Genomic DNA, 12,583 nt, shown 5'->3' on the forward strand with positions numbered 1-12,583 from the left:
ATTGTTAAAAACATAGAGGATACGTTGAATCAAGATCTAGCCTTGCTCCAACGAAGATAAGATTCCATAAAGAAAGATATCTCTCCATTCATAACGGAATCCACATTTCCGGTCTCGGTAAGAGTCCGAAGATCCTTTACCAGTTGATATGGGGCCATAAAATAAGATCGAATTTGATTGCCCCAGCCCATCTCACTCGTTGAGCCAGCCAATACCTCGCGGGCAACCCGTTGCTCTTCCTTTTCACGATCGATAAGCTTTGCGGCTAGAACCTGAAGGGCTTTCGCCTTGTTTTGCAACTGCGACCGTTCATTTTGACATGAGACGACGATATTCGTTGGTAAGTGGGTAATTCTCACTGCAGAATCCGTAACGTTGACGTGCTGACCACCGGCACCCGATGATCTAAATGTATCGATTCGCAGGTCTTTGTCGTCGATTTTGACGTCAATGGCCGCATCTGTAAGCGGAAAGACTTGAACTAATGCAAACGAAGTCTCCCTCGAATGCTTGGAATTGAAGGGCGACATTCTTACCAATCTGTGCACGCCCCGCTCGCTCTGGAGCATTCCATGTGCATAACGCCCTTTGACCAATAGAGTAGCCGATTGAATTCCCGCCTCTTGTCCTGGGGATATATCTTCGACTTCAACTTCGAATCCACTTTGGTCGGCCCAGCGTTGATACATCCTAAGTAGCATCTCTGCCCAGTCTTGGGCGTCAGTTCCTCCAGCCCTTGGCTTTATCTCTAATATCGCATCGCTCTCGTCGTCCTCACCTGAGAACAGAGCCCGTAGCTCTAATTCACTAAGCAAACTTATGAGTGAATCCAAGGTGGATCGTCGCTCTTGCGCAAGATTTTGATCATCCTCGTCGCCCAAAAGTTCCTCTATGGCTCGAACTTCTAAGACCATATCCCACAATCTATCGACCTGAGCTATGTCCTCTCGAAGTGCGTTATATTCTCCGGTAAGTTTTCTAGCCATAGCTAGATCATCCCAAAGATCTGGCGCAGAAATCTGAGGCTCAATCTCTGCAGTTCGGGCAATTGCCGAATCGAGCTTCAGGTAGCCTTTGGCATCCTCCACCCTTTTAGTTACAGCTTCAAGTTCGTCTGAATAAGATCGCAACTCTCAAAACCACCCAGGTAGACGATAGAACTTTCCTTCCTCCCTAAATATTTAGGAGAAGGTCCAATACAACAACTTAGTCGCTATTTTGACCATGGCAGTGCTTGAACTTGCGGCCACTACCGCACCAACACTTGTCATTTCGACCTATTGCTGTCGGTTCGTCTTGAGCAATCTCAGAATTTCCCGGTACCGCAAAGGCGTCCATAGCAGATCTTTGACCGTTAGAACCCAGGTCAGCGATGTCGCCTTGTGGGCTCTGGTAAAATGCTGCGGCCAGATCGGTACCAACTGGCAATCCAATCGAAGGAGCCATCACCTCTACATGCATCACAAAGGTCAAATAGTCGGAATCCATCTGTGACATCAGCTTTCCAAAGAGTTCAAAGCCCTCTCGTTGCCAGGCCACCAATGGGTCTTGTTGTCCCATGGCACGGAGATTGATTCCCTCACGAAGGTAGTCCATCTCCGCCAAGTGCTCTCGCCACTTGGTGTCGATGACGCTGAGCATTACCTCTCGTTCAACTGCCCGCATGGTCTCCGAGCCGCCGGGGATCCTTTGTTCGCGATCTTCATAATATTCTTCAGCTTCAGTCAAAAGACTCTCTATGATCTGATCCTTTGAAATCGCCTCTTTCAAATCCTCTGAGTGAAAACCAGTTGGGTAGATCGCGGTCGCATCCAATATCAGATGGTCTAAGTCCCAATTCTCTATGAAGTCGCTAACACAGTTTGCATTTACGATTCGATCCAGATTGTCTTCTAGAATCTCCATTGTGCTCTCTTTGAGGTCGCGGCCGTTTAAGACATCATAGCGCCTCTCGTATACGACCTTACGTTGCTCGTTTAGGACCTCGTCGTACTTGAGGACTTCTTTCCTAATCTCAGCATTGCGACCTTCAACGGTTGTCTGAGCCTTCTCGATCGCACGTGAGACCATGCGGTTCTCAATTGGAAGATCATCAGGGAAAGTTCTCTCTAAAATCGCCGAAACCGCACCTGTCGCGAAAAGACGCATCAAGTCATCTTCTAAAGAGAGAAAGAATCGACTCTCGCCAGGATCGCCCTGCCGTCCAGATCGACCTCGAAGCTGATTATCTATGCGTCGAGACTCGTGTCGCTCAGAGCCAAGTACGTATAATCCGCCTAACTCGCGAACGCGTTCACCTTCACTACGACATAGGTCTTTATACTTCTCCAACAACTCGACTCGAACGCTAGAGTAGTCAGGATCTTGGACGCTGAGACCTCGCGAAGTCAACTCAGAATTCGTCAAAAGCTCCGGGTTCCCGCCCAAAAGAATATCTACGCCTCGACCAGCCATATTTGTCGCGACTGTAACTGCGCCCAAGCGGCCCGCTTGAGCTACAATCTCAGCTTCTTGCTCATGAGCCTTAGCGTTTAGAACTTTGTGAGGGATACCTTTTCGCTCTAGATACTTGGACAAAATCTCTGATTTTGCAACCGACGCCGTACCGACCAATATGGGCTGTCCAAGTTCGAAGCGCACAGCAATATCTTCGACCACCGCCTGAAACTTGGCATCTTCACTCTTGTAGACCAAGTCGGCGTTATCCATCCTCACAAGGGGCTGATTTGTCGGAATCGGAACTACTGGAAGGCCATAGGTGGAGGCGAATTCGGCAGCCTCAGTCTCTGCCGTACCTGTCATTCCAGAGAGTTTCTCATACATCCTGAAATAGTTCTGCAAGGTAACTGTCGCCCAGGTGTGGTTCTCTTCTTTGATCTTCACCCGCTCTTTTGCCTCTACTGCTTGATGAAGTCCCTCAGACCAACGTCGACCTTCTAGAATTCGCCCAGTGAATTCATCGACAATCTTGACTTCACCCGTGTCAACGATGTAATCGCGATCACGTTTAAATAGTTCTTTAGCCCTTAGGGCTTGATTGAGCTGATGTAGAAAGGCAGTTGCAGTGGGATCATAGAGATTTTCAATCGCCAAGGCTCTTTCAACCTTGTCAATACCGGCCTCGGTAGGAAAGACGATCTTTTTCTCCTCGTCAACTTCATAGTCGATAGAAGATCTCAAGGTACGAACTATTGACGCAAATTCATAGTAAATCTTTGCGGGCTGCCCGGTTGGGCCAGCGATAATGAGTGGTGTTCTGGCCTCATCTATCAAAATCGAGTCAACCTCGTCGATGATCGCATAGGAATGGCCTCGCTGAACCATTTCATCGACCGACTTGGCCATATTATCTCTCAGATAATCGAAGCCAAATTCGGTATTGGTGCCGTAGGTAATATCGCGCTGATATGCATTTTTGCGAACACTTGGATTGTCCATAGTCGGCAGAATGAGCCCGACACTGAGCCCAAGAAAGTTATAGACCCTCGACATCCACTCGGAGTCGCGCTGGGCCAAATAATCGTTAACTGTAACGACATGGACCCCTTCGCCAGCAAGTGCATTCAAATAAACTGGCAAAGTCGAGACTAAAGTCTTGCCCTCTCCAGTTCGCATCTCGGCGATCCAACCAAAGTGCAGTGCCATGCCACCCATCAATTGCACGTCGTAATGACGTTGACCAATTGTTCGCATTGCAGCTTCGCGCACTACAGCAAAGGCTTCAACCATCATGTCGTCTAGGCCTTCGCCTTCGGCAAAGCGGGCCTTGAATTGGTCCGTCTTACCCATCAGCTCACTATCACTGAGTTTCGATATCTCAGCTTCAAAGTCGTTTACGTAGGGAACGATCTCGGCTAGTCTCTTGACCTTTTTGCCTTCACCCGCGCGCAATACTTTAGAAAATACACTCATCTCTATCAATCGTAGTAACGATTGACCAATTGTTTCACCTTTGTACCTCGCAAAACAGCATTACTATGCAAAATCACTGTTTACCGGAATGGGGTGTGGGGCAGAATGCCCCTGGCTTTGGCTCTGGGTATGTAGAGCCCTACTAGGGCGAAGCCCTGAGACCCCCACTCAAACGTTACGCTGATTAGCCAAATATTGCTTGATGATTTCTAGCGGAGCACCGCCGACTGTAGCGACGAAGTATGAGTTTGTCCACAGTGTCGGGAGTTTGTAGTCAAGACGTGGAAACTCATCACGCGACATCCGAGACGACCGACCCTTAACCTTCTTTGACGATACGAGAGATGCCATATTGGGGATCGATACCTACGATAAGGTGGACGTGATCGGAAATGATCTCAACTTCAATCAACTCGGCCCCTCGCGGGAGGCACACCTGGGTAATGATTTCCTTGAGCCGAGTGTCGATGGAGCCGTACTTTGGATCGTCGGTGATAACCGATCTTTAAGTACTTGGGACACCATGCAACTTGACAGGTACAGCGCTAGACAATTTTGTGATTGGATTGTTATTGGGTGTTATTGGATTTGATCTCCATGTGAGAAAAGGATACAGCCATGTGCTATCTCACAAACATGAGTTCGTTCACGCTTGGTTACAACTACCGCTTACCCGTGCTGTTGAGGCTGAGTAGAGATTGCGAGCGACATGGGACTCATGTCCGATTGCGTCTGGAATCGTAGTGTTGAAGAGTCCAAAGCATCCTTTAGGCAATCTACTCCCGAAAACAACACTGCCTGCGGGCCAGCTAAATTAGCTAACGACCTCACCCAGTGGCCTAACGATAATGAGTGGCTGGCAAATACTTCCTCGGTTACACAACAACAGACCATCTGAGGCTTAGCAAGTGCTAGGTCAAAGGCACTCAGAGACATCTAGGATCCTCTACCGATCAAACAACGCCGGGGAATGCCCAAGTTCAAGTCTCGTCACCACTTCCTCACATCGCTCAACTATATAAAAAGTGGATTCTTCCTCCTTGAGCAGAACAAATTGAGTAGAACAAACCCGACCACCAGATAAACAACAAAGATGTGTCACAAGAAAAGAGTTTCTTGGCGACTCTAGCTAGCTAGCGGTATTAATGTCCACCCAGTTTGATCGTATCCCTTGTCATCTGAGCCGTCTTCGGTACGGATCTTTTCAAGACGCAATCGGTGATTGGTGGACGAGCTTCGTTGTCTCGGTGAAACGCGAGCCACTCCCCAAGAACGGAGCGGTCATCGGGATTGACTAGGGAGTGAAGGAGATAGCCACCACAACCGACGACACCTACGACTTTTCCCGCCCTGAAAGAGGCAAATCAGCCTAAGTCCGTCTCACTCGCTATCAACGCCAGATGACTCAACGCAAACCCGGCCGAGGACAACAAGCTTTTAACGACTACCGACAGGCCACGAGGGATGCCGCCAAGACTTATCGCAGCGCTACTCGACAACAACAAGATGACTCACGCAACTGCGCCTAGTCGGTTGTGATGGATCAAGACCGACTTGGCTTGGAAGACATCAAAGCGAAATTCCTCGCTAAGACAACCATGGCTGAGAAGGCAGCGGATGCTGCCATAGGCTCGGCTAAGAGTGTACTTGTGTTTATGACTAAGAAAGACTGTCGAGATCTTCAACCCGTCGAACCAAGATGGACGATGATGGATTGCTCCAGGTACGGTTCGAGAACCATGCACTTACTTACCTGCCAATGTCCCAAAGAACCTATTCCTACGACGTCTGCGGGTTGGTCACTTCAAGGGACAAGAATCCTGCGGCTGTGATGGTCGTCCGGGCTGGTTTCAACCCGGCTGGTGTTGATGACATAAGACCTTGGGTGTCCGCTGGGTACTCAGGCTGCCTGAGCCAGGAATCCCGCGATTTATCCGTGGGGCTCGCTACTGCTACTCTCCAGCTGAGCACTCTTAAACGAAGTTTACTATAATGCCTATATGACGAGGTTAGTGCCTATTGGGGTGCCAGCACAGGAGCTTGGGGTACACCCCATGACGCTACGGAGATGACAAGCAGAAGGACGTATCGATCCTCCTATACGCACACAAGGAGGCAGAAGGCGTTATGACCTATCTAAGCTTCGTGCTATTGTTCCTCATAAAGCTCCATCCACCAGAGCTACCATCGCCTATGCCCGCGTGTCAACCAACGCTCAAAAAGACGACTTGGTTCGCCAGGTGGCTCTCCTAGAGAGCTATTGCGCCGCAAACGGGTGGAGCTATGAGGTCATCTCCGATGTAGGGTCAGGACTCAACTACCATAAGCGTGGACTAAAAGTGCTTATCTCTTGGATTTGCTCCGGCGAGGTTGGGCGGCTGGTGCTCAGTCACAAGGACAGACTGCTTCGTTTTGGGTCAGAGCTTGTTTTGTCTCTTTGTGAGCATTTTGGAGTCGAAGTAATCATTATCAACGCTAGCGAGGATTCAACCTTTGAAGAAGATCTGACAAACGATGTCATTGAAATCGTAACCGTCTTCTCGGGCTGGCTATATGGATCGCGTAACCATAAAAACAAAAAGGTTATGGAACGGCTTCAAGAGGTGGCCAAAGAGGTAACTCCATGATCCGATCTCCGAGCCTCACTCTATGGTTAGCATTATGAAGCGCACGGTACGTCTAGCCACGTTGCCACTGAACAAGAACAAGTATGACGAGACGCGCTCTGTGATTGGGCACTATAGCGACGCAAAGCGCGTCTTTGTAGCTCATCTGCGCCAGACTAGCCTATGGAGGCTGCTTGATAGAAGCAAAAGCTTTCGTGACTATGCAAAGGCACAGGGCTTATACCCAGAGGGCATCAACGTCCATTTGGTAGACCAAGCTGCCTTTGACGCCGTGGATACCTGTATTCGCCACATCGAGTCCTGCTTTGTAAGAGCTAACGTCAAGGCAAGGGTGTGGAGACGCTTCACAGACGAAGATGAGAGGCATTATGCCTATGCTTGTCTAACGAGATACTCGGCTATTGGCCAAATCATGGGTGGCGGCGTGCCAGAGATCTCCACTGTGACTACCTCCCCCGAAACGGGTGCAAAGATAGCCTCGTACTTACATCGCGTCATTCGAGATGCACTCGATGGTAGCTGGCCAACCGTTATCAAGTCTCACTCTATGTCTTTGGACTCTACCTTGTATTCAGTGGTCGACAACGACACAGCTAAAGGCAAGACCAGACGCTATGTCAAAGTTGTCAGCTCAACTCGCAACAAACGCATCTCGCTACCCCTGTCTGGCATTTCTCGTGTGTCGGGGAATGTCAGGGTCGTACTTGATGAAGAGAACAAGCGGGCCTTCATTCACGTTAGCTACGACGTTGCAGCTCTAGCCAAGGCCACCGGCCCCGCTGTATCGCTCGACTGGGGAATCACCGAGGTCTGCACTGATGACTCGGGAGTTCATCATGGCGACGAGTATGGCCGAGCGCTTAGTTCCATGACTAAGCGCAGGCATAAGACCGCCAAGGCAAGGAACAAACTTCACGCTCTATCAAAGAGAGATGCTGGCTCCAGAAGAACCAAGCACATCTCACGAAATAACCTAGGGACCAAGAAACAAAAAGCTCGACTCAGGCGTGCAAAGGCACAACTACAGACAATTTCGGGCGCTGCAATCAAAGAAGTGGTCTACGGAGAGGGCAATCGCACCAGAGCTAATGGACGAGCTCCCCAACATCCATCACAACGGCCAAAAGAAATCATCACCGAAGATCTGTCTCACCTAGGGGGTAAGGCTAAGTCTAAGAAGATATCTCGACTCTGCTCATCGTGGGCAAGGGACGAGAACCAAGAACGCATTATGGTACATGCGCATGTCGGAGGTTCCGGCATTAAAACGGTCAACGCGGCCTACACCAGCCAAACATCTCCTAATCCAACGTGTGGGTATGTCTCTTTCGACAACCGAAGCGGGGATGTGTTTCACTGTCGTAACCCTTATTGGGATTGCAATTGGCAGGGCGATGCAGATCACGTAGCCTCCATGAACATCAAATCAAGGATCCAAGATCACCAGATCGACCGGTTCACTCCCTACACGGAAGTGAGAAAGATTCTTGACGCGAGGTTCCTACGCTAAATGGAAAGCCGGAACATCCTCGAAGATGCCAAGGCTAGCGCTCACGGCAGGACTCCAAGGATACCACGACAACGCGAGTTGGACGTGGGAGGTGTGCAACCACCGACTCGCCCTAGTTCTGTCCCCGTGGATGGGGCAGAACACGCAAAGGCGTCTGGAGAGCGAAAACAAAAGAGGTGCATATTAATGTATATGTATTTCGGAGCGGAGGTTTCAATACATGCAAAATCATCCGGTAATGGCATCTCGATAGATTTCCAAACTTAAAGATTCCTCGCCTTTATCCACCATCAGTTCAATTGAGGTCAAATCGCTAAATCCGATCTCCAAACCATTTCGACTTCACCTCAAAGCTCAACCGGTAAAACAATACAAAAAATGTGATGGGTCGTAGTTGGCCACGAAAGCCTTCAGGCATTGCCCCAACTTGTGGATCAGAGGCATTCTATGGAGATTCTGCATCCTCCTCAGCGGACCGCTACTACAAAAGTCAGGAGGATCACCGCGTTGGGATTTTGAGGTGGTGAAACCTAATTCCGTCAAAAAGTTGGCAAAGCGTTAGGTTTTAGTGAATATCTCCTGACTCCAAAAGATAAGGAGATGAACCACGACCAGACTTCACTGGCAATGTATTCATCTCCCGTCAAAAATCACAAGAATCAAAGTTGGATCAAAATCACCGAGTTCGAATTAATCATGAAAATCATACCGAAATGACCCTGTAATCCTAAAGCGACTCTCGCCAAATAATGGTTTCCGACGCAACGCTTAGCCGACAATAACTGGGGCGCTATTCTTGCAACAGGTTCCCCTCCCTAAAGAGCTCAATGCCTATTTAGAGGTATCAACGGCCAATCATCACATCAGGAGCCTTTAGCATCTATCAAACCGACATGGCCATCTTCGCGCTGATAGACGATAGCGGGTCGGCCAGTCTCGTCATTGGTAAAGAAATAAAAGTCGTGCGAGAGCAGCTGCATTTGAAGTGCTGCATCTTCTGGTCGCATTGGAGGAATGCTAAACGACTTCTCTTTGACGATTCGAGCACCCCCTAAAAGCGCTATCTCCTCTTCGCCGTCACCATCGAATACAACTCCAGTGCTCTTGATTGCTCGGTGGTGAGGATGAGATCTTACAATGGTCTTGCCTTTGAGTTTCTCAATTCGATGTTCTAGTTTTTCAACCACTTTGTCGGCGGCTTCCATAAGTCCAGTTCCTGAACCTTTAGCACGTATTACTGCCCACCTTGTGTGCATCGTGACTTCGCAAATATCTCGCTCAGCTATTCTCGGATTTTTCTCTTCATAGAAACTTACCTCTACTCGACTTGCACCGTCTGCAAGGTGACTTAGATGATCAAGCTTTTGTTCTATGAGATCGCGATCCGTCTCACTAAGTAAAGCGTTCTTGGTTCGAAATGAAGTCTCCAACTTTCCTCCTTTAATTGGCACTCAACAGTTTCATCGTCAAGAAGTGAAGAACACTCCAATGTATAAATGCCAATATTCTCAACTTAGGTCAAAAGTAAACAAATGGCAAATAATTTTCCAACAACAATATTTTATTGTGTTGTTCGAAAACCATAGAGAGAGAACCAGTAGGCCGACTGGCCAATAATTCTGGCTCACCATGGGATATATCATGAGCTAATCGCTCCATCGCTTTTGCGCTCGAGTCAAGTTGGCTAAGGCCCCTCTATGTCTATGGCGCTATGGCGGGTCTATGGCGGTGAGAGATGAGGTTCTCTATAAAGACTGAGATCAGACAATCAAATCGCAATCTTTATAGAGCACAACACATTCATTCAACGAACCAGGTTAAAAGGATCAAACAAATCATAAGGAGTAACTGTTATCCGGTGTAGCTATTGGAAGGTTCCCAAAGCACTCTATTCAATCGGATTTCAAACCAGCACCGGTCAATGCGATGGCTGCCCCACCTTCAATTGGAGTCACAGAAAAATATTTAATCGAACCCGCATATGCCACTGCACCTGTAGGTTCAACGTCTATTCCACGTCTACCAAGAGCCGCTCTAGCTTCTTGAATCTCGCTATTATCAACTGTCACGAAAGATCCGCCGCTTTCTATGACAGCAGTCACTATTTGGTCGATACGAGGCGGATTGGTAATCGCAATTCCACTGGCAATGCTTGAGCCAGCGCTCTCCCCGCAAAGATAAGATGACGACTCTGTCAAGCTTTCTTCCCTCCACTTTTTGGCAATTGGCGAACACTCTGATGCCTGTACTGCAATGATTCTAGGGGAGCTATCGATCAAACCTAGGGACCTTAGCTCACGAAGTCCTAACGAAACCCCAAGTAGCAAGGTGCCATTGCCTAGGGGGATAAAGATATTCTCGCAGAGTCTTCCCCCAAGCTGTTCGAACAATTCATAGAGATAGGTCTTGGTTCCGTGGAAAAAAAGTGGATTGTAGATGTGGCTTGCATAAAAGATCTTATGGCTCTCCACGTGGTCGATAGCGGCTTCTGATGCCGCCGAGCGATCACCCTGAATTACATGAACTTTCGCCCCAAAAGCATCCAATTGCTTTATTTTACGCTTTGTGGTTCCCTCTGGAAGGAATATGTCCAACTCGATACCTGCCACTGCACAGTAGGCGGCTAGTGAGACTCCGGCATTACCACTGCTATCTGCGGCCGCACGATGAACATTGATGGCCTTAGCATGGCTCACAAGCACCGTAGAACCCCGATCCTTAAAGGACAAGGTTGGCATCAAATAATCAAGCTTCAAAACCGATCCTACGGATTCCTTGATAATCGGCGTCATGCCTTCACCGAGAGTTATTGCAGCGCCAAGCGACGCGCTGGACGTATAGGGAGACAAAAAATCATATCGCCACAAAGACCAATCGTTTGCATCCCTAAAAATTCCTCGGCCAACATCGCTCTTTCTCAGATCGAATAATCCGCCACACTCACAACGCCAGGCCTAGGTTGAAATGTCATAGCTCTTGGCACAGTCTCTACAAGAATAAGAAAGCAACTCTAAACACCTACATCTCAATGGCTAACAAAACTTCAAAATCTTAACTACACGACTTATCTTTGTTAGCGCGAGTAGAAAAAAATGACGGATCCATACCTCAAAGCTAGAGAAGATTTAAAGTCGTGCCCACAACAAAAGGGTGCACCACCAACCCGCTAAGTCATAGGCAACTCCGCAGTTATCACCTTGCATAGCGTCAAAGAGCTATCTGGGGAGTTCAAAAGAAAAAGATCACGGATCGATCATGCTACAAAGGTCAATCAAATAAAATACACCCATTACTCTTTGACAAAACAGGCTCAATTATAAAAATAACCTAGCCAATAAACCGCGTCGTGTAAAGCAAATTCCTAAAGAGGAATAGATCTAAAGGCCATGGTGCTACGCTCGACAATCATCAATCTACGATTGTCAATCGCCTTGGCGTTCTCTCTAACCCAACCACTCGAAGCCACCACTAGCGCATCTTGCAAAACCTGGTAGGAAAGCTGATAGTAATCGTCCGGGAGATCATTCATAATTTGGCTTGTATCGTAATACGAGAGTACGTAAAGAAAATCTGGTGTGACTAACATCGAATTCAAACTGGAATACGACAAAGATTGAGAGATTCCTTCGGCAGCACGACAGATTGCCTGTTCTAGTGGGAACGCCTTGGCATAGGTCATAATCAATCGAAAAAAGAGTTCGCTGTCTGTAGCTCCTTCGATCAAATTCATCTGATCACTATCGATCCAATCTTTTATCTTCTCAGATTCAAAAATTGATCCATTATGACAAAATGCCACCTTGCCATCGATGAATGGATGGCTGTTTGAAGGCGAAATCTCTAGATCTAGCGTCGCCCATCTCAAATGCACGATTCCAATATCTGCTTTCGAATGACGTGTCATTGAAAAAAATTCATCATCGCGAAATGCTGAATTCGGCGACTTCACAAAGGTCAATTCGTTATTAAAAAACTGGGCTATCCCCCAACCGTCGCCATGTTGCAGAAAAGACAGCTTCTCAAAATCCTCGAACCCTACCCCAGCAAGTTTGCCTATCGGTGTAGGACTCTCGCATACAAATCCAAGAAGTCGGCACATTAGTTCAACCCATCTTTCCAGAGATCAATAAAAAGAATAACCCTGCGCACTTCTTCTTTTAGTCTTTGACAGTCAAATCAATCTCGCTCATCTATATCGTTTAGCAATCTGATTAGCAAGAGAATTTAGGAAATCTTCGACGACATATAGAATATACCCAAGGAAAATAGCCGAGGAACCTGGACCGAATTACAAGACCCCAAATGGCTGGACCTTTCAAATCGCGACAAACAAGTTGCTGTGTAAAATACCACGGTCTCAATCGCTGTAGATCTTCAACCGTAGTAGTCGAAGATAAAATTCATCGGAATCGCCCAACTACCTTTACCTAGTTGGTGACCGATTTCAAAATATTTCAAAAAATCCTATGGCCAAGTAGAGCTCTTTTATAAAAGGGTCGAACGCGTAAACGATCTCTACTCTTTTAGCTGCAAT

General features: G+C 47.8%; 7 protein-coding genes and 2 pseudogenes. 3 read left to right on the forward strand and 6 right to left on the reverse strand.

Features of this window, described 5'->3' with window-relative positions; all coding sequences use genetic code 11:
• Positions 1 to 29 precede the first annotated feature (29 nt).
• The 3 genes and pseudogenes from prfB to tnpA form a co-directional block, all read right to left on the reverse strand.
• Positions 30 to 1,130, reverse strand: coding sequence for a peptide chain release factor 2 (gene prfB / locus ACIDITHRIX25_RS86340; RefSeq protein ID WP_052607075.1), 1,101 nt, complete (start codon positions 1,128 to 1,130; stop codon positions 30 to 32).
• Positions 1,131 to 1,206: 76 nt separating this feature from the next.
• Positions 1,207 to 3,912 (reverse strand): preprotein translocase subunit SecA, encoded by a 2,706-nt coding sequence (gene secA / locus ACIDITHRIX25_RS86345; protein ID WP_201733744.1) that lies wholly within the window; start codon positions 3,910 to 3,912, stop codon positions 1,207 to 1,209.
• A gap of 168 nt (positions 3,913 to 4,080) precedes the next feature.
• A pseudogene (gene tnpA, locus ACIDITHRIX25_RS86350) lies at positions 4,081 to 4,457 on the reverse strand (IS200/IS605 family transposase); the annotation flags it as partial.
• A gap of 1,455 nt (positions 4,458 to 5,912) precedes the next feature.
• Here tnpA and ACIDITHRIX25_RS86355 point away from each other — a divergent pair.
• From ACIDITHRIX25_RS86355 to ACIDITHRIX25_RS86365, 3 genes and pseudogenes are all read left to right on the forward strand, one after another.
• A pseudogene (locus ACIDITHRIX25_RS86355) lies at positions 5,913 to 6,539 on the forward strand (IS607 family transposase).
• Between the two features lie 34 nt (positions 6,540 to 6,573).
• Positions 6,574 to 8,049: a zinc ribbon domain-containing protein gene (locus tag ACIDITHRIX25_RS86360; RefSeq protein WP_201733745.1), complete on the forward strand. Its 1,476-nt coding sequence runs from the start codon at positions 6,574 to 6,576 to the stop codon at positions 8,047 to 8,049.
• Positions 8,050 to 8,316: a hypothetical protein gene (locus ACIDITHRIX25_RS86365; RefSeq protein WP_201733746.1), complete on the forward strand. Its 267-nt coding sequence runs from the start codon at positions 8,050 to 8,052 to the stop codon at positions 8,314 to 8,316.
• A 596-nt stretch (positions 8,317 to 8,912) separates the two neighbouring features.
• On the opposite strand, the gene hpf is transcribed toward ACIDITHRIX25_RS86365, so the two are convergent.
• The 3 genes from hpf to ACIDITHRIX25_RS86380 all read right to left on the reverse strand — a co-directional run bounded on the left by hpf (position 8,913) and on the right by ACIDITHRIX25_RS86380 (position 12,148).
• On the reverse strand, positions 8,913 to 9,479 hold the full coding sequence (hpf, locus tag ACIDITHRIX25_RS86370; RefSeq protein ID WP_052607203.1) for a ribosome hibernation-promoting factor, HPF/YfiA family: 567 nt from the start codon (positions 9,477 to 9,479) through the stop codon (positions 8,913 to 8,915).
• Positions 9,480 to 9,941: 462 nt separating this feature from the next.
• Positions 9,942 to 10,898, reverse strand: coding sequence for a pyridoxal-phosphate dependent enzyme (locus ACIDITHRIX25_RS86375; protein ID WP_201733747.1), 957 nt, complete (start codon positions 10,896 to 10,898; stop codon positions 9,942 to 9,944).
• Between the two features lie 512 nt (positions 10,899 to 11,410).
• On the reverse strand, positions 11,411 to 12,148 hold the full coding sequence (locus ACIDITHRIX25_RS86380) for a class II glutamine amidotransferase (RefSeq protein WP_201733748.1): 738 nt from the start codon (positions 12,146 to 12,148) through the stop codon (positions 11,411 to 11,413).
• Positions 12,149 to 12,583 lie beyond the last annotated feature (435 nt).

The sequence above is a fragment of the Acidithrix sp. C25 genome, from assembly GCF_904848545.2.

What these genes read in the sequence shown, in the direction of transcription:
- ACIDITHRIX25_RS86360 (WP_201733745.1), top strand. Translation starts at nt 6,574, where the DNA reads ATGAAGCGCACGGTACGTCTAGCCACGTTGCCACTGAACAAGAACAAG.
- secA (WP_201733744.1), bottom strand. Translation starts at nt 3,912, where the DNA reads ATGAGTGTATTTTCTAAAGTATTGCGCGCGGGTGAAGGCAAAAAGGTC.
- ACIDITHRIX25_RS86380 (WP_201733748.1), bottom strand. Translation starts at nt 12,148, where the DNA reads ATGTGCCGACTTCTTGGATTTGTATGCGAGAGTCCTACACCGATAGGC.
- ACIDITHRIX25_RS86365 (WP_201733746.1), top strand. Translation starts at nt 8,050, where the DNA reads ATGGAAAGCCGGAACATCCTCGAAGATGCCAAGGCTAGCGCTCACGGC.